Source organism: Paraburkholderia lebeckiae (genome assembly GCF_050436225.1).
GTDB lineage: Bacteria > Pseudomonadota > Gammaproteobacteria > Burkholderiales > Burkholderiaceae > Paraburkholderia > Paraburkholderia tuberum.
Map to the genome: position 1 here is coordinate 3,317,719 of NZ_JBNDLU010000002.1, position 22,042 is coordinate 3,339,760.

The window sequence follows — 22,042 nt, forward strand, 5'->3', positions numbered from 1 at the left end:
GTTGGGCGTCTGCGCGGCGGGGTGCGCCAAGTCGCTATAATTTCGCCATGTCCGAATTCTCCGAAACGCCTGCGGGCACCGCGGCCGCGGCCGCACCTTCCGACGCCTCTCGCGCGGCGCCCGCGCCGCGTCCGTTGCGCGCCATCCAGCCGCTACCCGATCAATTGATCAGCCAGATCGCCGCCGGCGAAGTGGTCGAGCGGCCGGCGTCGGTAGTCAAGGAGCTGCTCGAGAATGCGCTCGACGCGGGCGCGCAGACGCTGCGCATCCTGCTCGACGAAGGCGGCGTCAAACGCATCTCGATCACCGACGACGGCTGCGGCATCCCCGAGAACGAACTCGTGCTCGCCCTGACGCGCCATGCGACCAGCAAGATCCGCTCGCTCGCCGAGCTCGAAGCGGTCGCGACGCTCGGGTTCCGCGGCGAAGCGCTGGCGTCGATCGCGTCGGTCGCGCAGATGAGCATCACGAGCCGCACCGCAGATGTGCCGCACGCGGTGCGCATCGACGCGGAAACCGGCGTGCTGAGTCCCGCCGCCGGCACCCAGGGCACGACGATCGAAGTCCGCGAGCTGTACTTCAACACCCCGGCACGCCGCAAATTCCTGAAAAGCGAACAGACCGAACTCGGCCACTGTCTTGAACAGATCCGCCGCGCCGCGCTCGCGCGGCCGGACGTCGCGATCTCGGTGCTGCACAACGGCAAGGCCGTCGAGCACTGGAACGCGAGCGAGCCGCCCGCGCGGGTTGCGAAGATTCTCGGCGAGACGTTCGCGACCGCCCATCTGCCGCTCGACGAATCCGCCGGTCCGCTTGCGATCTACGGCTGCGCCGGTCTGCCGACCGCGAGCCGCGGTCGCGCCGATCAGCAGTATTTCTTCGTCAACGGCCGCTTCGTGCGGGACAAGCTGCTCACGCACGCGGTGCGCGCCGCGTATGAAGACGTGCTGCACGGCGAGCGTTATCCATCGTACGTGCTGTTCCTCGATCTGCCGCCCGAAGGCGTCGACGTGAACGTACATCCGTCGAAAATCGAGGTGCGTTTCCGCGATTCGCGCTCGATCCACCAGTTCGTGTTCCATGCGGTACAGCGCGCGCTCGCGCGGCACGCGGGCGCGTCGCCTGAAACGACGGCGGGCGGGCATGCGGCGCACCTGGAACCGTCGGCCGGTGGACCGGCTTCATCTGGTTCGCCGCCGCCGGGTGTCACAAGCGGCGTAGGCGACGGCATTGGAACGGGCGCCGGTCTTTCGAGCGGCGCGGGCTTCGGCGCGGGAAGCCGCGGCGTCCTTGGCGGCGGCAGCGGCTTCAGCAGCTTCGGCGCCCCGGGCGCCTCGCAGCCTGGCAACACGTGGATGCGCCAGGCACGCATGACGCAAGGCACGCTGCCGGTCGCGCAACCGCTCGCCGGTTACGACGCGCTGTTCGGCCGCAAGGATCCGCTTGCCGGCCGGGTCGAAGGTGCGTCGCTGTTCGAAGCGCGCGACTCCGCAACCGACACGACGTCGCCATACGACGCAGCGCCGTTCGCGTCGCGCCCCGCTTCCCCCGCATTCGACGCCACCGACGACCAGCCGCTCGGCTTCGCGCTCGGCCAGATCCACGGCATCTACGTGCTCGCACAGAACCGCCAAGGGCTCGTGATCGTCGACATGCATGCGGCACACGAGCGCATCCTGTACGAGCAGTTCAAGAGCGCGCTCGCCGACCGCGCAATCGCCGTGCAGCCGCTGCTGATCCCGCAGACGATGCAGGCCGATCCGGTCGAAATCGGCACGGTCGAGGAAGAGAGCGATACGCTCGATGCGCTCGGCTTCGACCTCGCGGTGCTGTCGCCGACCACGCTCGCGATCCGCGCGGTCCCCGCGTTGCTGAAGGACGCCGACCTGCAAGCGCTGGCGCGCGCGGTGCTGTCCGACCTACATGCATTCGGCGGCTCGCGCGTGCTGACCGAGCGTCAGCACGAACTGCTCGGCACGCTCGCGTGCCATCACGCGGTGCGCGCGAACCGGCGTCTGACGCTCGACGAAATGAACGCGCTGTTGCGCCAGATGGAAGCGACCGAGCGCGCCGATCAGTGCAACCACGGGCGTCCGACCTGGTATCAGCTGACGCTGGCCGATCTCGATCGGCTGTTCATGCGCGGGCAGTAACGCCGCTGCGTTTCGATCACACCGTTGCGCCGCGCGCCCGCTTGCCCATGACGTCACGCCCTACCCCCATCCCGTGCCTGCTCGGCCCGACAGCGTCCGGCAAGACCGCCGCCGCGCTCGCGCTCGCCGCGCGGCGGCCGGTCGAAATCATCAGCGTCGACTCGGCGCTCGTCTATCGCGGGATGGACATCGGCACCGCGAAGCCGACCGCGGAAGAACGCGCGGTCGCGCCGCATCATCTGATCGATATCGTCGATCCAGCCGACTCGTACTCGGCCGCGCAGTTTCGCGCCGATACGCTGCGGCTCGTCGGAGAAATTCATGCGCGCGGGCGGCTGTCGCTGTTGGTCGGCGGCACGATGCTGTACTACAAGGCGCTCACGCAGGGGCTCAACGACCTGCCCGCCGCCGATGCCGAAGTACGCGCGAGGCTCGACGCCGACGCCGCCCGCGACGGCTGGCCGGCGCTTCACGCGCGGCTCGGCGCGCTCGATCCGGTCACGGCCGCGCGTCTCGCGCCGAACGATTCGCAGCGCATCCAGCGCGCGCTGGAGGTGTTCATGCTGACCGGTCAGCCGATGTCGACGCTGCTCGCCGCGCCCGCGCGCACCGACGACGCAGCATCGGCACGCTTCGTGCCGGTCGCGCTGGAGCCGTCCGAGCGTGGCGTGCTGCACGCGCGCATCGAGCAGCGCTTCGATTCGATGCTCGCGCACGGTTTCGTCGATGAAGTGGTGAAGCTGCGCGCGCGCGGCGATCTACTGCCCGAGATGCCGTCGATGCGCTGCGTCGGGTATCGGCAGGTGTGGGAATACCTCGATGGCGCGGTCGACTATCGGACCATGCGCGACAAGGGCGTCTTCGCGACGCGGCAACTCTGCAAGCGGCAGCTCACGTGGTTGCGCAGCATGCCGGAAAGACAGGTGGTGGATTGCTGCGATCCGCACGCGACGGCGCGGGTGGTGGAGTTGATCGAAACGCTGGTTTGAGGCGCCGATCAGCGTGAGGGAATCGGAGGGACGTAAAGCGGGAATTTGAAGCGGGAAATGTGAAGCAAAGGATTCGAAGCCCGCGCGGCGCACCATTGCGGCACGCCACGCGAGCCCTCGTCCACCTTTAGACCACGACCGTCTGCGCTTCACCCGCTGCGCTCTCACGGACCGTGCCGATCTTCCAGACCTGCTCGCCCGCCGCGGACAGCAGACCGATCGCCGCTTCGGCATCCGCCGCGGACACGATCACCGCCATACCGATACCGCAGTTGAACACGCGATGCATCTCCGCATCGGCGACGCCGCCGTGCTTCTGCAGCCACGAGAACAGCGGCGGCAGCGGCCACGCGCGATGGTCGAGCTCGGCCGTCAGGCCTTCGCGCAGCACGCGCGGAATGTTCTCGACCAGCCCGCCGCCCGTGATGTGCGCCATACCCTTGACCTCGATCTGCTGCATCAGCGCGAGCAGCGGCTTCACGTAGATGTGCGTCGGCGCCATCAGCGCGTCGGCGAGCGTGCGGCCGTCGAAATCCGCGTTCAGATCGGGATTGGCACGCTCGATGATCTTGCGCACGAGCGAAAAGCCGTTCGAATGGATGCCGCTCGACGCGAGCCCGAGCACCACGTCGCCCGACGCGATCTTGCTGCCGTCGATGATCTTGCTCTTTTCGACCGCGCCGACCGCGAACCCAGCCAGATCGTATTCGCCGTCCGGGTACATGCCCGGCATTTCCGCGGTTTCGCCGCCGATCAGCGCGCAGCCCGACAGCTCGCAGCCGTGCGCAATGCCCTTCACGACGGTCGCCGCCGTGCCGACGTCGAGCTTGCCGCAGGCGAAATAGTCGAGGAAGAACAGCGGCTCGGCGCCCTGCACGAGGATGTCGTTGACGCTCATCGCGACCAGATCCTGGCCGACCGTGTCGTGCTTGTTCAGCTGGAACGCGAGACGCAGCTTGGTGCCGACGCCGTCGGTGCCGGACACTAGCACCGGTTCCTTGTACTTCTTCGGCACTTCGAACAACGCGCCGAATCCACCGATGCCGCCCAGCACGCCGTCGCGCAGGGTTTTCTTGGCAAAGGGCTTGATGGCGTCGACGAGCGCGTCACCCGCATCGATGTCCACGCCGGCGTCGCGATACGACAAACCTTGGGCCGAATCGGTTGAATGCTCGGCGGATTTCGGTTGATTCATGGGGAAAAGCTCGAAGGTCGGTAAAATGCGATTTTACCCGATGCTGGCCCCCTGGCTGGAATTCACGCGACGCGCGGCCTCACGACCCGGCGAGCACGCTTCACGACAACTGAGCGCCTGGCAACGGTCCAGGCCCCGAGGTCCGGGCCACTCGCGGCCTGAGCCTCATTTTCGGCATTAACCTACTGTGCTTCGTCAACTGACGCTCGATCTCGGCACCCCGCCGCCATCGACATTCGACAATTTCTTCGCCGGCGCGAACGCCGAGCTGGTCACGCGCCTGCGTGAGCTCGACGATGCGCTCGCCTCCGGACCGGTCGCCGATCGCACCTTCTACATCTGGGGCGAAGCCGGCAGCGGCCGCACGCACCTGCTGCAGGCGCTCGTGCACGAAGCGCCGCCGGGGCATGCGCGCTTCGCCGGCCCGCAAAGCAGCCTCGCCGCCTTCGGCTTCGATCCGCGCGTCGCGCTCTATGCGATCGACGACTGCGATGCGCTGTCGGCCGCGCAGCAGATCGCCGTGTTCAACCTGTTCAACGAAGTGCGCGCGCATCCGACCAGCGCGCTTGTCGCTGCGGGCAACGCGGCGCCGATCGGCATGACGGTGCGCGAAGATTTGCGCACGCGCCTCGGCTGGGGACTGGTGTTTCATCTTGCGCCGTTGCCCGACGACGCGAAGGCCGCGGTATTGAAACGCGCGGCGCGCGAGCGCGGCATCATGCTCGCCGACGACGTGCCGGCCTACCTGCTCACGCACTTTCGCCGCGACATGCCAAGCCTGATGGCGCTGCTCGACGCGCTCGACCGCTTCTCGCTCGAACAGAAACGCGCGGTCACGCTGCCGCTGTTGCGCACGATGCTCGCGTCGCCCGACCCCGCCGCCGCGCCGGGTTCACACGCCGCTCTTCCCGCTTCAAGTAAAATAGGCCCCCATGGCTAACCTTGCACTCTTCGATCTCGACCACACGCTCATTCCCACCGACAGCGACCACGAATGGGGCCGCTTCATGGTGAAAAAAGGCATGGTCGACGCCGAAAATTTCGCCCGTGAGAACGATCGCTTTTACGCCGACTACAAGGCCGGCAAGCTCGACATTCACGCTTATCTCATCGCCATGCTGACGCCGCTCGCGAAGTACACACGCGCACAGCTCGCCGACTTTCACGCGCAGTACATGCACGAGGTCATCACGCCGGCCATCCAGCCGGTGGCGCTCGAACTCGTGAAACAGCATCGTGAAGCGGGCGACCTGTGCTGCGTCGTCACCGCGACCAACGAGTTCATCACGCGGCCGATCGCGCAGGCGTTCGGCGTCGACACGCTGATCGCGTGCGAGGCGGAGACCGTCGGCGGCGAGCCGCACGGCGCCTACACCGGTCGCCCGACCGGCACGCCGAGCTACAAGGAAGGCAAGATCGTGCGCACCGAAATGTGGCTCGCATCGCTCGGCAAGAGCTGGAGCGACTTCGAGCACAGCTATTTCTATAGCGATTCGCACAACGACATCCCGCTGCTCGAAAAAGTCACCGATCCCATCGCGACCAATCCGGACGACACGTTGCGCGCCCATGCGCAGGCCAAAGGCTGGCGCATCCTCGAACTCTTCCAACCCTCGTGATCAAGAAACTCATCCGCAAGCTATTCGGCCAGGACACGGCGACCGCTGACGACACGCTCTCCCCCGCCGCCAGCGTCGACGGCAATGCCAATGGCAAGCCGCCGGCGCGCGGCAAGTCCGTATCCGGCACGACCGCTTCCGGCACGGCCGCGCGGCCGCGCCGCAAGTCCGCAGGAGCCGCTGCTGCCGCGAAAGCGCCGCGCGAGCCGGACGTACCCGTCATCATTCCGCACGACGTGCACGGCATCGACCCCACGCTGATCTCGCGCAATGCGATCCGCGTGACCGAGGGCCTGCAACAGGGGGGCTTCCGTGCGTTCATCGTCGGCGGCGCGGTGCGCGATCTGCTGCTCGGCGTCAAGCCAAAAGACTTCGACGTCGCGACCGACGCGACCCCCGAACAGGTGCAGAAGCTGTTCCGCCGCGCGCGCATTATTGGCAGGCGCTTCCAGATCGTGCACGTGCAGTTCGGCCAGGAAATCATCGAGACCTCGACGTTCCGCGCGCTGGTCGATTCGCCCGCGGCCGACGCGCCGCCGCCGAAGCGTCTGAAGCGCGACGAGCTCGACCGCCGCACCCACGCGGTCGATGCGAGCGGCCGCGTGCTGCGCGACAACGTGTGGGGCGAGCAGCACGAGGACGCCACGCGCCGCGACTTCACGATCAACGCGATGTACTACGATCCGGCCACGCAAACCGTGCTGGACTACCACAACGGCATGGCCGACATGCGCGCGCGCCTGTTGCGCATGATCGGCGACCCGGCCACGCGCTATCGCGAGGATCCAGTGCGCATGCTGCGCGTCGTGCGCTTCGCCGCCAAGCTCGACTTCGACATCGACGACGCCACGCGCGCGCCGATCGAGAAGATGGCCGATCTGATCAACAACGTGCCCGCCGCGCGTCTGTTCGACGAAATGCTGAAGCTGATGCTGTCGGGTCACGCGCTCGCGTGCCTGAAGCGATTGCGCCAGGAAGGCCTGCATCACGGGCTGTTGCCGCTGATCGACGTCGTGCTCGAGCAGCCGACCGGCGAAAAATTCATTTCTCTGGCACTCTCTAACACAGATGCACGCGTGCTCGCCGGCAAGCCGGTGTCGCCGGGCTTCCTGTTCGCGACGCTGTTGTGGCACGACGTGCAGCAGCGCTGGCAGAAGTTCGAGGCCGAAGGCGAGTATCCGGTGCCCGCGCTGCATCGCTCGATGGACGAAGTGCTCGACATGCAGACCGAAAAGCTCGCGATCCACAAGCGCTTCTCGGCCGACATGCGCGAGATCTGGGGCCTGCAGCTGCGCCTCGAAAAACGCTCGGGCCGCAGCGCGCTGAAGCTGCTGGAACACCAAAGATTTAGAGCGGGGTATGATTTCCTCCTGTTGCGCTGCGCATCGGGCGAACTCGACGAGTCGGTCGGTGCGTGGTGGACGGAGTTCATCGAAGGAGACGCCGCCGCGCGCGAGACATTGCTCACGCAAGGCGGGAAGGACCGGAGCCCCAGAAAACGACGGCGGCGCGGTGGCGCCGGAAGCCGCAAATCAGGTGACGGGGTGGAGGGCGGCTCGTCCGCCGAACGCACGGACAACGACGCGGGCCGCGAAGGCTCGCACGAAGACTGACGCGGCGTTCGCGGAAAAGCCGTCAAAACGATAGTTGCAGGAAGATATGCCATGACGGTTGCTTATCTTGGCCTCGGCGCGAATCTCGGGGACGCGCGCCAGACCCTGAAAGACGCGGTGGTGTGCCTCGCACAACAGCACGCCATCACCGTGCTCGCCAAATCGAGCCTGTATCGCACTGCCCCGATCGACGCGGGCGGCGACGACTTTTTCAACTGCGTCGTGAAGCTGGAAACGACGCTCCCCGTGCGGCATCTGCTCGCGCTGTGCCACAAGATCGAGCATCAGTTCGGCCGTGAGCGGCCGTTCCGCAATGCGCCGCGCACGCTCGATCTCGACATCCTGCTGTATGGCGATCAATCGATCGACGAAGCCGATCTGATCGTGCCGCACCCACGCCTCGTCGAGCGCGCGTTTGCGCTGGTGCCGCTCGTCGAGATCGACGCGGCGATCGTCATTCCGCTGCATGGCCGGGCCGCCGCGCTGCTCGACAGCGTCAGCGATCAGCGCATCGAGAAGGTGAAGTCGCCCTGCCTGTGCCCGATGCTCAATGCGCTGACCGGCAATTCCGCCGAGAAAGGCCGTTGCGAATGAGTTCGCCGCCGCTCACGGTCACCGCGCCGCAGCTGCGCCCGCCGTTCGGCTATATCGCGATCGAGGGGCCGATCGGCGTCGGCAAAACCTCACTTGCGCGGCGCCTCGCGCAACGCTGGTCGATGCATGAACTGTTCGAACGCTCGCAAGACAATCCGTTTCTTGAACGCTTCTATCGCGACACCACGCGGTATGCGCTACCGGTGCAGTTGCACTTCGCGCTGCAACGCGCGCAGCAGGCGCAGGAAGTCAGCGCCGCGCAGGCGAGCGGCACGCCGCTGATCGCCGACTTCATCACGCAGCGGAACGACATCTTCGCGCGTCTGACCTTGCAGGAAGACGAGTGGCAGTTGTACCGCGCGCTTGCCATGCGGCTCGAGGTCAGCGCGCCGGAGCCGGACTTCGTCGTCTATCTGCAGGCGAGCCCAGAGGTGCTGTTCGCGCGCATCCAGAAGCGCGCGGTGCCGATGGAGCTGCAGATTTCCGATGCCTATCTGCGCGCTCTGTGCGACGCGTACAACGAGTTCTTCTACCACTACGACCGCACGCCCGTGCTGACGGTCAACGCCGAACACCTGAATCCGCTCGACTCCGACGCGGACCTTGCGCTGCTCGCCGAACGCATCGAGACGATGCGCGGCCGCAAGGAATTCTTTGTTAAAGCCACGTCGCTGTAAGCGGCGCGGCTAGTTCATTTTTTTCACTGGATTGACCATGACTTATTTGCAGGAAGCGAGCCGGAGCGCGATCACCGTGCCGAAACTGCAGGCAATGCGCGACGCTGGCGAAAAGATCGCCATGCTCACCTGTTACGACGCGAGCTTCGCCGCGCTGCTCGATCGCGCGGGCGTCGACGTGCTGCTGATCGGCGACTCCCTCGGCAACGTGCTGCAAGGCCAGGCGACCACGCTGCCGGTGTCGCTTGCCGACATCGCGTATCACACGGCGAGCGTCGCGCGCGCGCGGCCGTCGGCGCTGATCGTCGCGGACCTGCCGTTCGGCACCTACGGCACGCGCGAAGACGCATTCAGGAGCTCGGTCGAACTGATGCGCGCGGGCGCGCAGATGGTCAAGCTCGAAGGCGGCGAATGGCTCGCCGACACGGTGCGGTTTCTGGTCGAGCGCTCGATTCCGGTGTGCGCGCATGTGGGTCTCACGCCGCAGTCGGTGCATGCGTTCGGCGGCTTCAAGGTGCAGGCCAGGACCGAAGCGGGCGCGAGCCAGTTGCTGCGCGATTCGCTCGCCGTGCAGGAAGCCGGCGCGCAATTGATCGTGATGGAAGCGATCCCGTCGCAACTCGCGGGCGAGGTCACGCAGCAGCTGCGCATTCCGACGATTGGTATCGGCGCGGGCCTCGGCTGCTCGGGTCAGGTGCTGGTGCTGCACGACATGCTCGGGATTTTTCCTGGCAAGCGACCGCGCTTCGTGAAGGATTTCATGCAGGGGCAGCCGAATATTCAGGCGGCCGTCGAGGCGTATGTGCGGGCGGTAAAGGACGGCACGTTTCCCGGCGCCGAGCACACGTTCTGATGCTTCGTTGCCGCGCGAGCGCGCGGCATTCCCGTATTTTTCAGTGCTCTAACCAACTAGCCGTGCCGGCACCGCGCCGCGCAACGCGTTGCACACGAGCAGCGCTTCGGCGTTCAGCACATCCGCCCGCGTCAGCACTTTTTCACCTGCCCGCAAGCCCGACGCGTCGTCGAGCAACACGCTTCGCATTACACCTGGCAGCACGCCTGACGCGAGCGGCGGCGTCCACCATTGTCCCGCGAGCTTCACGAACACGTTCGACCTGCCGCCTTCGGTCAGTTCGCCCCGTTCGTTGAAAAACAGCGTATCGAAGCCGCCCTTCGCCTCGGCTTCCCGCCAGCCGCGGTCGTAGTCTGCTCGGCGCGTGGTCTTGTGGCGCAGCAGCGGATCGGCGGCGTGGGTCGGCGCGAACTGCGCTTCGGGACCGAGCAGAACACCAACGATCGCATCCGCCAACGGCGCAAGTATCGCGGCCGAGATCTGGGTCACCCCGCTCTTGCTCAAAGCAAGCCGCATACGATGCGGCATCTGCGCCGGGAGCGTGGCGCACTGCGCTGAAATCTCCTCACGAATGCGCGCTTCGTCGAACCCGAAGCCAAGCGTCGCGGCGCTCGACGACAAGCGCCGCAGATGTCGTTCTACGTGCCGCACGCCATCTTCCCGCGTGGCGTACATCGTTTCGAACAGTTCGAAACCCGGCTCGGCGCCCGTCAGAAAACGTGCTTTCAATCGACACTCCTCGTGCTCGTCGGCGGCCACGCTGTCGAGCACGATGCCCGCGCCGATGCCCAGGCTGCCGCGCAGACCGTTCGTGCCACCGTCTGACGCCGATGACACGGTCAATGTCAACGTGCGAATCGCGACCGACATGCAGAAGTCGCCGCAATCGTGATCATCGCCCGGCGCATCGAGCCAGCCGATCGCGCCGGTATAGAGCCCGCGCGGCGTGCTTTCCAGTTCGTCGATCAACTGCATCGTGCGATGCTTCGGCGCACCGGTAATCGAGCCGCACGGGAACAGCGCGCGCAGGATCGTCGCGAACGAGGTGCCGTCGAGCAACATCGCCTCGACCGTCGACGTCATCTGCCACACCGACGCATACGGCTCGACCGAAAACAACGCCGGCACGCTGACCGAGCCGATCCGCGCGACTCGCGACAGATCGTTGCGCAACAGATCGACGATCATGACGTTCTCGGCGCGGTTCTTCGGATCCGTGGCCAGGAACTCGGCGTTACCCCGGTCGACGGCAGGATCTTGTGAGCGCGGCGCCGTGCCCTTCATCGGCCGCGCGCGCAACGTCGGGCCGTGCTTTTCGACGAACAGTTCGGGCGAACACGACAGCACCCACGCATCGTCCGGCAACGCGATCAGCGCGCCGAACGACACGGGCTGGCGCGCGCGCAACCGCCGATAGAACGCGAGCGGCGAGCCGAACACGTCGAAGCCGAGGCGGTACGTGTAGTTGACCTGATAGGAATCGCCCGCGCGGAGGGCGGCGTGAATCGCGTCGATCGCCGCGTCGAACTCGGCGCAATCGACGCTCTCGCGCACGTTCGCCGTGCCCGCGACCGACGGCTCCAGAGCGCCGTTGTCGCGCGTCATCAGCCACGCGTCGACCTCGTCGCGCGAAAGCTTCGCACAGCGTTCGAACAATAAAAAACGCAGCGAGGCATTGCCACGCTGCGTTTCAGAAGACCGGCGCGCATCGAAACCCATCAGCGCGCGGCCAAATTCATAATCGGCGAGCACGACAGCGTGCAAACCGCTCCGGGTATCCGCCGCGACGCTTTCGCACACGCCTTCGAGCTGCGCCGCGTCCGTGCAGACCCGCTCGCGCACGAAACCCGTGTACAAGCGGCTGGACGGAAGCGCCGCCGTTGCACCGCAATCGTCGAGCAACGCGAACACCGCGCCGCGACTGTCCACCGTCATACTGACCGCCGAATCAAATCAATCGAAAAAGCTCTTTACGCGATCGAACCAGCTCTTGCTTTGCGGACTATGCCGCGAACCGCCTTCCACGAGCGCCTTTTCGAACTGCTTGAGCAGATCGCGCTGCGCTTCGGTGAGCTTGACCGGCGTTTCGACCTGCACGTGTACGTACAGATCGCCGGCGATGCTCGAACGCAACCCCTTGATGCCCTTGCCGCGCAAACGGAACGTCTTGCCGGACTGCGTGCCCTCCGGCACCGTGAAGCTGGCGCGACCGGCGAGCGTCGGCACTTCTATATCGCCGCCGAGCGCCGCGGTAGTGAACGGGATCGGCATCTGGCAATGCAGATCGTCGCCGTCACGCTCGAACACCGAGTGCTGCTTGATATGAATCTCGACGTACAGATCGCCCGACGGACCGCCGTTGATGCCCGGCTCGCCATTGCCGGCCGAGCGGATGCGCATGCCGTCGTCGATACCGGCCGGGATCTTCACTTCGAGCGTCTTGGTTTCCTTCACCTTACCCGCGCCGTGGCAGTGATTGCACGGCTCGGGGATGTAGGTACCGGTGCCGTGGCACTTCGGGCAAGTCTGCTGGATGCTGAAGAAGCCCTGCGACATGCGCACCGAACCCGAGCCGCTACAGGTCGGGCAGGTTTCCGGCTTGGTGCCCGGCTTCGCGCCCGAGCCATGGCAGACTTCGCACGAAACCCAGCTCGGCACGCGAATCTGCGTGTCGTAGCCGTGCGCGGCCTGCTCGAGCGTGATTTCCATGCTGTAGCGCAGATCGGCGCCGCGATACACCTGCGGGCCCGCGCGGCCGCCTCCGCGTGCGCCGCCGCCGGCCGCCTGGCCGAAGATGTCGCCGAAGATGTCGCCGAATGCATCGGCAAAGCCGCCGAAACCTTGCGCGCCGGCCCCACCCATGTTCGGATCGACGCCCGCGTGACCGTACTGATCGTACGCGGCGCGCTTTTGCGAATCCGACAGCATTTCATAGGCTTCCTTCACCTCCTTGAAATGCTCTTCCGCATCCTTGTGGCCCGGATTGCGGTCGGGGTGGTGCTTCATCGCGAGCTTGCGATAAGCCTTCTTGATTTCGTCGTCGCTCGCGTTCTTTGCGACGCCCAGAACCTCGTAGTAATCCCGTTTCGCCATATCGGTTCAACGCCACCGCGCAAAGCGACGCGGTAGCTCCTTGTGAATGCTGTGGAGTCTCACGACTCGTCCGGCCGCTGTCTGCGCCGCGCCAGGGCACGGTTCAAAACAACGCCCTCCATAAAACAAACGTGCCCGGAGAGCCCCAAAAAGGCTCGCCAGGCGCGAAAACCGCTCTTGCACTCGAGGCGCCCCATGGGCGCCGATCTCGTGCAGCCGGGCCGTGCACATCGCTGTGCACGGCTTTACGGTCGGATGCCGACCTGGCTTTAGTCTTTCTTCACTTCCTTGAAGTCAGCGTCGACCACATCGTCGGCCTGCTGGCTCGCACCCGCCGATGCACCGGCACCGCCCGCCGCGCCCGCCGCCGCTTCGGCACCTTGCGCAGCCTGCATGTCGGCGTACATCTTCTCGCCCATCTTCTGCGAGGCCGTGGCCACCGCTTCGATCTTCGCTTCGATCGCGGCTTTGTCGCTCGAGTTGCTCTTCAGCGTGTCTTCGAGGTCCTTCAACGCAGCTTCGATCTTGTCCTTCTCGCCAGCTTCGAGCTTGTCGCCGTACTCGGTCAGCGCCTTCTTCGTGCTGTGGACGAGCGCATCACCCTGGTTGCGGGCGTCGGCCAGCTCACGCAGCTTGTGATCTTCTTCCGCGTTCGCTTCGGCGTCCTTCACCATCTTCTCGATTTCGGCTTCGGACAGACCCGAGTTCGCCTTGATCGTGATGCGGTTCTCCTTGCCGGTCGCCTTGTCCTTCGCGCCGACGTGCAGAATGCCGTTCGCGTCGATGTCGAAGCTCACTTCGATCTGCGGCACGCCGCGCGGTGCCGGCGGAATGCCTTCGAGGTTGAACTCGCCGAGCAGCTTGTTGCCCGCTGCCATTTCGCGTTCGCCCTGGAACACCTTGATCGTCACGGCGCCTTGATTATCATCAGCCGTCGAGTAGACCTGCGCGTGCTTGGTCGGGATCGTCGTGTTCTTGTTGATCATCTTCGTCATCACGCCGCCGAGCGTTTCGATGCCGAGCGACAACGGGGTCACGTCGAGCAGCAGCACGTCCTTGCGGTCGCCCGACAGAACCTGGCCCTGGATCGCGGCACCAACGGCCACGGCTTCGTCCGGGTTCACGTCACGGCGCGGGTCCTTGCCGAAGAACTCCTTCACCTTTTCCTGCACCTTCGGCATACGGGTCATACCGCCGACCAGGATCACGTCGTCGACTTCACCGACCTTCACGCCCGCGTCCTTGATCGCGACGCGGCACGGCTCGATGGTGCGTTCGATCAGGTCTTCGACCAGCGCTTCCAGCTTGGCGCGCGTGATCTTCAGGTTCAGGTGCTTCGGACCCGATGCGTCCGCCGTGATGTACGGCAGGTTGATTTCGGTCTGCTGGCTCGACGACAGCTCGATCTTGGCCTTTTCAGCCGATTCCTTCAGGCGCTGCAGCGCGAGCACGTCTTTCGACAAATCGACGCCCTGCTCCTTCTTGAACTCGCCGATGATGTAGTCGATGATGCGCTGGTCGAAGTCTTCTCCGCCGAGGAACGTATCGCCGTTCGTGGATAGCACTTCGAACTGCATTTCACCGTCGACGTCCGCGATTTCGATGATCGACACGTCGAACGTACCGCCGCCCAGGTCGTACACCGCGATCTTGCGATCGCCCTTTTCAGCTTTGTCCAGACCGAACGCGAGAGCCGCGGCGGTCGGTTCGTTGATGATCCGCTTGACTTCCAGACCGGCGATGCGGCCGGCGTCCTTGGTTGCCTGACGCTGGCTGTCGTTGAAGTACGCCGGCACCGTGATCACGGCTTCCGTGACGGTCTCGCCAAGGTAGTCCTCAGCGGTCTTCTTCATCTTGCGCAGGACTTCGGCGGAGATTTGCGGCGGCGCGAGCTTCTGGTCGCGCACTTCGACCCACGCGTCACCGTTGTCGGCCTTGATGATCTTGTAGGGCATCAGGCCGATGTCCTTCTGCACCTCCTTCTCTTCGAAGCGGCGGCCGATCAGGCGCTTGACCGCGAACAGCGTGTTCTTCGGGTTCGTGACCGACTGACGCTTGGCCGGCGCGCCGACCAGGATCTCGCTGTCATCCATGTAAGCGATGATCGACGGCGTGGTGCGCGCGCCTTCCGAGTTCTCGATGACCTTGACCGAGTTGCCTTCCATGATCGCCACGCACGAGTTGGTCGTGCCGAGGTCGATACCGATGATTTTGCCCATTTTTACAAATCTCCTGACTTTGATCGCTGCGGAAAGCGCCCGGTTGACCCATTTGGCGGCGGGACGATCCGCTCTCAATTCATACCTGCACTCAAAATAAGTGCGGCCACATCGTTTTCAAGACCTCTTTTGCGATGCGGTCTTTAATTTTTTTCAATCACGGGGCGAGGCGCCTGAATCTTCCTGCGAGCCCGCTCCGTCAGTCTGCGCGGCGCTCCCGGCGTGGTTCGCCGGAAGTGCCTGAATCGATGGGATCTTTGCGGCACGTAGCGAGGCGAAGCGACGCAGCAGACGCCACCGGCGCAAACGCCCGGAGCGATTGTCGACGTGATTACTTCGGCGCCGCGACGGTCACGAGCGCGGGACGCAGTACGCGATCCGCGATCACAAAGCCCTTTTGCAGCACCGCGACGACGGTGTTCGGCTCCTGGTCGGCCGGCACCATCGAAATGGCCTGATGGCGATGCGGATCGAACTTTTCGCCGACCGGATTGATCGCCATGACGCGCCCCTTCTCGAGCGCGCCGCTCAACTGCCGCAGCGTGAGCTCGACGCCTTCGCGGACCTTCTGCAAGTCGTCGGACGAATGGGCGACGGCCGCCTCGAGACTGTCGACCACCGGCAGCAGATGCTCGGCGAAGCTCTCGATCGCAAACTTGTGCGCCTTGGCCACGTCTTCCTGAGCGCGACGGCGCACGTTTTCGGTTTCGGCCTTCGCGCGCAGGAAGCTTTCCTGCAACTCGGCGATCTTCGCCTGAGCGTCGGCCAGCGCCTGCTCGGCGGCACCCTGGGCCGGTTCCGCGGGGGCGCCGGTGTCCGGCTGTTGAGCAGCGGCCTCGGCCGCCTCGGCGGCCTGGCGCGCGGCTTCGTCGGCGGGCGTGGGATTCTGGCTCGTCGGGTTCTCTTGCGTGTTTTCCATGTCGCTGAAAGTCGTTAAAAAGTAAAAGCCAAAGGCGGTGCAAGCCGTTCCGACACATTGCGATTCATGCTTTGCAAAATCGCGACACGCGTCTTCGCGACGATCCGCCAGACCGGACCCCAGATGGGGCCCGAAAAAGCCGTTTCAAGCGGGTCGAGGGTTTTTTCGCACCACCGACGTGCGGGCGAAATGCGCCGTAACAAGCCTCAACGTGGCGCAATCAGATAGAGATTGAGTGCGGCCCGCAACTGACCTATTCTCCAGTCATGGAGCGGCAACGCCACGTTAACCCTAATCTGACGTAAGCTTACCGACACCTGACAGTCGTTCCGAAAGCCTGTTTCAGCCCATCAAGGGGAGTACCGTGAAGCTGACCTTTGCAATCGGGGTGGTCGCACTGGTACTGATCGCGGGCACCACGACCATCTGCATGTCCGGTGCGGTCAACGACCACACCACCGAGTACGGCGGCGCACACGCCACCGTGGAGCAGTTTTTCAATCCCCACCTGAAAATCTGTCGATAGTGCGCCGGTCGCGTTTGGTCGGTCGGCCATGCAGCGCGGCGGCCGGCTCGTGGTACACCTTGCGCCGCTCCTGCTCGACCTGCCGCTTCGCCTTGCTCTGCGCGGTTTCCACATAAAGCGTCTGCGCGACGCTCGCCGGACCGCGTACGTCGCATACGCCCAGCACTTCCACCTGCCACACGTAGCGCTCGATCTCGATTTCGACCAGATCGCCGACACGCACGTCCTTCGCCGGCTTCACGGCCACGCCGCCGATACGCACCCGCCCCTTGTCGACCGCCTCCGCGGCCAGCGAACGCGTCTTGAAGAAGCGCGCGGCCCACAGCCATTTGTCGATGCGCAGTTTCGTGCCCGGTTCGGTTGAAATGCGGTAGTTCATCTGCGTATTCAAGCTCCTGTCGTGTGCGGCACCGGCACCGCCTGCACGGGCCAGCCCTGCAGATGCTGCGCAACGATTTCGCCAAGCGCGGCAACCCACGGGTGCGACGCGTTCAGACAGGCGATCCGGTGAAACTCCTTGCCACCCGCCTGCAGAAATTCGTCGCGCACTTCCATGCCGATTTCCTCGATCGTTTCGAGGCAGTCGGCGGTGAAACCCGGGCAAAACACGTCAGCACGCCGCACGCCTGCCGCGCCGAGCTCCTTCAACGTTGGCGCCGTGTAGGGCTGCAGCCATTCGGCCTTGCCGAAGCGCGACTGGAACGTGATGCGGCATTCGACCGGCGTCAAATCGAGCGCCTGGATCAGCAGCGCGCCGGTCTGCTGGCATTGCTCGTGGTACGGGTCGCCGAGGTCGAGCGTGCGCTTGGGCACGCCGTGGAAACTGAGCACGAGCTTGTCGCCCGCCGCGAAATCGGGGCGGCCGTGCAGATGCCAGTAGTGGTGCACCTGTGCGGCGAGCGCCGCGATGTACGCCGGGTGATCGGCGTACTGGCGCACGGTGCGGATTTCCGGCTGGTTGCGCATGCGTTTGAGCGCGGAAAAGGCTTCGTCGAACGCGGTCGCAGTGGTCGACGCCGAATATTGCGGATACATCGGCATCAGCAACACGCGCTCGGCGCCCGCGAGCTTCAGCTGGTTCAGCATCGCCGGAATGCCGGGCGTGCCGTAGCGCATCGCGTAGTCGACCAGCACCGTGTAGTCGTTCAGTTGCAGCAGATGGCGCAGGCCTTCGACCTGCTTTTCGGTGTGGACGCGCAGCGGTGAGCCCTCGGGCATCCACACCGCCGCGTACTTTTTCGCAGAGCTGCGGCCGCGAAACGGCAGAATCAGCAGACGCAGAATGAGCTGCCACAGCAGCGCCGGAATTTCGACCACGCGAGGATCGGACAGGAACTGCGCGAGGTAGCGGCGCACCGCGCGCGGCGTCGGCGCGTCGGGCGTGCCGAGATTGATCAGCAACACGGCGACGCGATGCGACGTGGCGTTCTGCGAAGGCCGCTCGAGGTCGAAGCGCATAGGTAGCAGAAATCACCGCATCATGCGGCGAGTCGATTCAATGGAGATTCATTATAGCGGCGCGGGTTCTGTCCGGCGCCGCCAGACCCTGGCCATTCGGCCGATTGGCAGGCGCCGCGCGTTCGCGCATCATGGTCGCCACGGACTGCGATGACGCCAGTTCCGCGGAGCCCGAGAACTACTGCTGGCTGAGCGTTATGGACAACAGCCGCGCGGTTATGTCCACGATCGGAATCACGCGGTTGTAGGCCATGCGGGTCGGTCCGATCACACCGAGCGTGCCGACGATCTTGCCGTTCACCTCGTACGGCGCGGTGACGACGCTCATTTCCTCGATCGGTACCAGATTCGATTCGCCGCCAATGAATATTTGCACGCCCGCCGCGTGACTCGACACGTCTAGCAACTGAAGGAGGCTGGTCTTCTGGTCGAACACATCGAACAGCTTGCGCAGGCGCGCCATGTCCGACGAAAGATCGGCGACTTCGAGCAGATTGCGCTCGCCCGAGATCAGCACGGTCTCGCCGGTGTCGGATTCGTCGGTGCTCGCGGTGACGGCCGCGTGCATCAGCGAGGTCATGTCGCCACGCAGCTCGTCGATTTCCTCGCGCAGGCGGCGGCGCACCTCGTCGAACGAGAGGCCCGCGAAGTGCGCGTTGATGTAATTGGAGGCTTCCACCAGCTGCGAAGGCGAAAAGTCGCGCTGGGTGGCGAGGATGCGGTTTTGCACGTCGCCTTCGGGCGTCACGATGATCAGCAGAATGCGCTGATCGGACAGGCGCATGAATTCGATCTGCTTGAACACGTGGCTGCGACGCGGCGTGAGCACGACGCCGGCGAACTGCGACAGATTTGACAGCACGCTCGCCGCCGCGGCGACGATCTTCTGCGGCTCGCCCACCTGCAGCGTGGTCTTGACGGTGCGCGTCACCGCCTCCTCGTCGGCGGCGGATTCGACCGTCAGCATCGTGTCGACGAACAGGCGGTAGCCGCGTGGCGTCGGAATGCGCCCTGCCGACGTATGCGGACTGATCACGAGCCCCAGATCCTCGAGGTCCGACATCACGTTGCGGATCGTGGCCGGACTCAGTTCGAGGCCCGAATAACGTGACAGCGTGCGCGAGCCGACCGGCTGACCTTCGGCGATGTAGCGCTCAATCAGCGTTTTGAGGAGGGTTTGTGCGCGAGGATCTAGCATGACGAAAAATTTTAGCTCAATGGCACCGCAGCCGCGAGCGCCCGCGGCGCCCGCTCCCGCCGAATGCGCCGCCGTCAGCAGGCTCGCACGTCATCAGGTCTTCACCATTCTAACGATAATCGCGACATACGCAGACGCCCTGCGTGCGCCGCCCCACAACCGGGTTGGTCAGCGGTTCTTTTCAGGCCCTACCTATGGTGTAATGCCGGCATGCAAGTGACCAGCCAGTTCAAGACCGTCGCGCTCGTCGGGCGCAGCAATACGCCAGGCATCGGCGAGCCGCTGACCGCGCTCGCCGCGTGCATCGCGAAGCTCGGCCTCGAAGTCGTGTTCGAAGCCGACACCGCCGCCGAAATCGGCGTGACCGACTATCCGGCGCTGCGTCTCGCCGAGATCGGCGCGCGCGCCGACGTCGCCGTGGTGCTCGGCGGCGACGGCACGATGCTCGGCATCGGCCGCCAGCTCGCGCCGTATCGCACGCCCTTGATCGGCATCAACCACGGGCGCCTCGGCTTCATCACGGACATCCCGATTTCCGACATGCGCGAGATCGTGCCGCAGATGCTGTCCGGCAATTTCGAGCGCGAGGAGCGCGTGCTGCTCGAAGCGCGCATCGTGCGCGACGGCACGCCGATCTACCACGCGCTCGCGTTCAACGACGTGGTGGTCAACCGCAGCGGCTTCTCGGGCATGGCGGAGCTGCGCGTGTCGGTCGACGGCCGCTTCATGTACAACCAGCGCTCGGACGGCCTGATCGTCGCGACGCCGACCGGCTCGACCGCGTACGCGCTGTCCTCGCAGGGGCCGATCCTGCATCCGCAACTACAGGGCATCGTGCTCGTGCCGATCGCGCCGCACGCGCTGTCGAACCGGCCGATCGTGCTGCCCGACGAATCGAAGGTCGGCATCCAGATCGTTTCCGGGCGCGAAGTGAACGTCAATTTCGACATGCAGTCGTTCACGTCGCTGGAGCTCGGTGACACGATCGAGGTGCGCCGTTCGCGCCACACGGTGCCGATGCTGCATCCGGTCGGCTACAGCTACTACGCGACGCTACGCAAGAAGCTGCACTGGCACGAGTACCCGTCGCACGAAGAAGACCCGCGGCCGTAAGCGGCACTTTGATTTCGCACGCCGCCGCGGCCGCCACCCGAATCCCAAGCTCACCCGACGACCTCCATGCTTCGCCACCTCTCGATACGCGACTTCGTCATCGTCGCCGCGCTCGATCTCGAATTCGACAGCGGCTTTACCGTTTTCTCGGGCGAAACCGGCGCCGGCAAATCGATCCTGATCGACGCGCTCGCGCTGGCACTAGGCGCGCGCGCCGAGGCGAGCGTCGTGCGCACCGGCGAGAGCCGCGCCGACATCACCGCGGAGTTCGAGACGCACGCACAGGTCGATCAATGGCTCGACACGCAGGCGCTCGGCGCGGACGACGACGGCCAGCACGGCGGCACCGTGATGCTGCGGCGGGTGGTCGACGCGAACGGCCGCTCGCGCGCGTTCATCAACGGTACGGCGGCCACGCTCGCGCAGCTGCGCGAGGTCGGCGAGATGCTCGTCGATATTCACGGCCAGCACGCGCACCAGTTGCTGATGCGCCCGGACGCGCAGCGCGAGCTGTTCGACACGCACGCGGGCCTGTCCGACCTGGCCGCCGCCGTCACGCGCGCGTGGCGCACGTGGCGCGACAAGGCGCAGGCCGTCGAGCAGGCGCAAACGCGCGATCGCGAGCTGCAACTCGAACGCGAGCGACTCGCGTGGCAACTCACCGAACTCGACAAGCTCGCGCCACAGCCGGGCGAATGGGAAGAAGTCAACACCGAGCATCGGCGGCTGTCGCATTCCGCGAATCTGATCGACGGCGTGCAGGGAGCGCTTGGCGCGCTGTCCGAATCGGACGACGCGATGATCACGCATCTCGGCTCGATCGTGTCGAAGGTGCGCGACCTCGCGGAGATCGACCCCGCGCTGAACGACGTGCTCGCCGCGCTCGAACCGGCCGAAATCCAGTTGCAGGAAGCCGCGTATTCGCTGAGCCACTACGCGCAGAAGCTCGAGCTCGATCCGGAGCGGCTCGCGCAGGTCGAAAAGCGCCTCGACGCGCTGCACTCGGCTGCGCGCAAGTTTCGCCTGCGGCCTGAGACGCTGCCGGAAGAACACGCAGAGCGGCGCAAGCAGTTGGCCGCGCTCGACGCCGCCGCCGACCTCGACGGCCTGCGCGCCGCCGAGGCGCAAGCGAAGGAAGTGTTCGTCGCCGAGGCGAAAAAGCTGTCGAAGGCACGCGCGAAAGCAGGCAAGGCGCTCGGCGAGGCGGTCACGACCGGCATGCAGGAACTGTCGATGAAAGGCGGCAGCTTCGAGGTCGCGCTGGTGCCGCTGCCCGAAGGCGGCGCGCACGGGCTCGAGCAGATCGAGTTTCGCGTCGCCGGTCATGCCGGCGTGCCGCTGCGGCCGCTCGCGAAGGTTGCGTCAGGCGGCGAACTCGCGCGTATCAGTCTCGCGCTCGCAGTGATCGCGAGCGCGGCCAGCCCGACACCGACGCTGATCTTCGACGAAGTGGATACGGGCATCGGCGGCGGCGTGGCCGAAGTGGTCGGACGGCTATTGCATCAGCTCGGCGAGGCGCGCCAGGTGCTGTGCGTGACCCATCTGCCGCAGGTCGCCGCGCGCGGCGATCATCATTTCCAGGTCGCAAAGACGAGCAACGGCACCGGCGGCACGCTCAGCAGCGTGAGCTCGCTCGACAAGGCGAGCCGCATCGAGGAAGTCGCGCGCATGCTCGGCGGCCTCGAAATCACGGCGACCACGCGCAAGCACGCGAAGGAAATGCTGGCCGCCTGAAATTGCGCCGCGCATAGGCGGCCGCACACGGCTGGGTCGGCCTGGCCGGGACGTCACACCGATCCCGGCCGCGCATGATGCGCTACGCG

The 22,042-nt window shown here is 65.4% G+C and carries 19 protein-coding genes; 11 read left to right on the forward strand and 8 right to left on the reverse strand.

Annotated features, from left to right (window positions below; genetic code table 11):
- Window positions 1-47 precede the first annotated feature (47 nt).
- Both mutL and miaA read left to right on the forward strand, forming a co-directional pair.
- On the forward strand, window positions 48-2,153 hold the full coding sequence (gene mutL / locus OKW45_RS29900; protein WP_429472721.1) for a DNA mismatch repair endonuclease MutL: 2,106 nt from the start codon (window positions 48-50) through the stop codon (window positions 2,151-2,153).
- 47 nt (window positions 2,154-2,200) lie between these two features.
- The gene (miaA, locus tag OKW45_RS29905; RefSeq protein ID WP_429472722.1) at window positions 2,201-3,142 is read left to right on the forward strand and encodes a tRNA (adenosine(37)-N6)-dimethylallyltransferase MiaA; all 942 of its coding nucleotides are present in this window, start codon (window positions 2,201-2,203) and stop codon (window positions 3,140-3,142) included.
- A 127-nt stretch (window positions 3,143-3,269) separates the two neighbouring features.
- Here miaA and purM read toward each other — a convergent pair whose 3' ends face one another.
- Window positions 3,270-4,337 (reverse strand): phosphoribosylformylglycinamidine cyclo-ligase, encoded by a 1,068-nt coding sequence (gene purM, locus OKW45_RS29910; RefSeq protein ID WP_018419492.1) that lies wholly within the window; start codon window positions 4,335-4,337, stop codon window positions 3,270-3,272.
- 187 nt (window positions 4,338-4,524) lie between these two features.
- Here purM and hda point away from each other — a divergent pair, with 187 nt between their 5' ends.
- The 6 genes from hda to panB are packed head-to-tail and all read left to right on the forward strand — an operon-like array spanning window position 4,525 to window position 9,693.
- The gene (gene hda, locus OKW45_RS29915; RefSeq protein WP_018419491.1) at window positions 4,525-5,277 is read left to right on the forward strand and encodes a DnaA regulatory inactivator Hda; all 753 of its coding nucleotides are present in this window, start codon (window positions 4,525-4,527) and stop codon (window positions 5,275-5,277) included.
- Window positions 5,270-5,956, forward strand: coding sequence for a histidinol-phosphatase (locus OKW45_RS29920; RefSeq protein ID WP_018419490.1), 687 nt, complete (start codon window positions 5,270-5,272; stop codon window positions 5,954-5,956). Before hda ends, OKW45_RS29920 begins: the two co-directional genes overlap by 8 nt.
- Window positions 5,953-7,569 carry a polynucleotide adenylyltransferase PcnB gene (gene pcnB, locus OKW45_RS29925; protein ID WP_429472723.1) on the forward strand — a complete coding sequence of 539 codons (1,617 nt, stop codon included), beginning with the start codon at window positions 5,953-5,955 and terminating at the stop codon, window positions 7,567-7,569. The genes OKW45_RS29920 and pcnB overlap by 4 nt, the downstream gene beginning before the upstream one ends.
- Window positions 7,570-7,620: 51 nt before the next feature.
- Window positions 7,621-8,163, forward strand: a complete 543-nt coding sequence (gene folK, locus OKW45_RS29930; RefSeq protein ID WP_429472724.1) for a 2-amino-4-hydroxy-6-hydroxymethyldihydropteridine diphosphokinase — start codon at window positions 7,621-7,623, stop codon at window positions 8,161-8,163.
- Window positions 8,160-8,840 carry a deoxynucleoside kinase gene (locus OKW45_RS29935; RefSeq protein WP_429472725.1) on the forward strand — a complete coding sequence of 227 codons (681 nt, stop codon included), beginning with the start codon at window positions 8,160-8,162 and terminating at the stop codon, window positions 8,838-8,840. Before folK ends, OKW45_RS29935 begins: the two co-directional genes overlap by 4 nt.
- A 37-nt stretch (window positions 8,841-8,877) precedes the next feature.
- The gene (gene panB, locus OKW45_RS29940; RefSeq protein ID WP_090803121.1) at window positions 8,878-9,693 is read left to right on the forward strand and encodes a 3-methyl-2-oxobutanoate hydroxymethyltransferase; all 816 of its coding nucleotides are present in this window, start codon (window positions 8,878-8,880) and stop codon (window positions 9,691-9,693) included.
- A gap of 48 nt (window positions 9,694-9,741) precedes the next feature.
- Here the strand turns inward: panB and pabB are convergent, their stop codons facing one another.
- The 4 genes from pabB to grpE all read right to left on the reverse strand — a co-directional run bounded on the left by pabB (window position 9,742) and on the right by grpE (window position 15,924).
- Window positions 9,742-11,628 carry an aminodeoxychorismate synthase component I gene (pabB, locus tag OKW45_RS29945; protein ID WP_429472726.1) on the reverse strand — a complete coding sequence of 629 codons (1,887 nt, stop codon included), beginning with the start codon at window positions 11,626-11,628 and terminating at the stop codon, window positions 9,742-9,744.
- 18 nt (window positions 11,629-11,646) lie between these two features.
- Entirely contained in the window at window positions 11,647-12,786 is a 1,140-nt protein-coding gene (dnaJ, locus tag OKW45_RS29950) for a molecular chaperone DnaJ (protein WP_018419484.1), read from the reverse strand.
- Between the two features lie 269 nt (window positions 12,787-13,055).
- Window positions 13,056-15,005 carry a molecular chaperone DnaK gene (gene dnaK, locus OKW45_RS29955; protein ID WP_018419483.1) on the reverse strand — a complete coding sequence of 650 codons (1,950 nt, stop codon included), beginning with the start codon at window positions 15,003-15,005 and terminating at the stop codon, window positions 13,056-13,058.
- Between the two features lie 331 nt (window positions 15,006-15,336).
- A complete protein-coding gene (grpE, locus tag OKW45_RS29960) occupies window positions 15,337-15,924 on the reverse strand; it encodes a nucleotide exchange factor GrpE (RefSeq protein WP_429472727.1) in 588 nt (195 codons plus the stop codon).
- Window positions 15,925-16,288: 364 nt separating this feature from the next.
- Between grpE and OKW45_RS29965 the strand changes: the two genes are divergently transcribed.
- A complete protein-coding gene (locus OKW45_RS29965) occupies window positions 16,289-16,450 on the forward strand; it encodes a hypothetical protein (RefSeq protein WP_184002309.1) in 162 nt (53 codons plus the stop codon).
- Here OKW45_RS29965 and OKW45_RS29970 read toward each other — a convergent pair.
- The 3 genes from OKW45_RS29970 to hrcA form a co-directional block, all read right to left on the reverse strand.
- A complete protein-coding gene (locus tag OKW45_RS29970; protein WP_429473388.1) occupies window positions 16,422-16,829 on the reverse strand; it encodes an RNA-binding S4 domain-containing protein in 408 nt (135 codons plus the stop codon). The two genes, OKW45_RS29965 and OKW45_RS29970, sit on opposite strands and share 29 nt — an antisense overlap.
- A gap of 8 nt (window positions 16,830-16,837) precedes the next feature.
- A complete protein-coding gene (gene hemH, locus OKW45_RS29975; RefSeq protein ID WP_429472728.1) occupies window positions 16,838-17,908 on the reverse strand; it encodes a ferrochelatase in 1,071 nt (356 codons plus the stop codon).
- Window positions 17,909-18,086: 178 nt separating this feature from the next.
- Window positions 18,087-19,106 (reverse strand): heat-inducible transcriptional repressor HrcA, encoded by a 1,020-nt coding sequence (gene hrcA, locus OKW45_RS29980; RefSeq protein ID WP_018419478.1) that lies wholly within the window; start codon window positions 19,104-19,106, stop codon window positions 18,087-18,089.
- 210 nt (window positions 19,107-19,316) lie between these two features.
- Here hrcA and OKW45_RS29985 point away from each other — a divergent pair, with 210 nt between their 5' ends.
- On the forward strand, window positions 19,317-20,219 hold the full coding sequence (locus OKW45_RS29985) for an NAD kinase (RefSeq protein ID WP_018419477.1): 903 nt from the start codon (window positions 19,317-19,319) through the stop codon (window positions 20,217-20,219).
- A gap of 66 nt (window positions 20,220-20,285) precedes the next feature.
- On the forward strand, window positions 20,286-21,953 hold the full coding sequence (gene recN / locus OKW45_RS29990; RefSeq protein WP_429472729.1) for a DNA repair protein RecN: 1,668 nt from the start codon (window positions 20,286-20,288) through the stop codon (window positions 21,951-21,953).
- The last annotated feature ends 89 nt before the right edge of the window (window positions 21,954-22,042 follow it).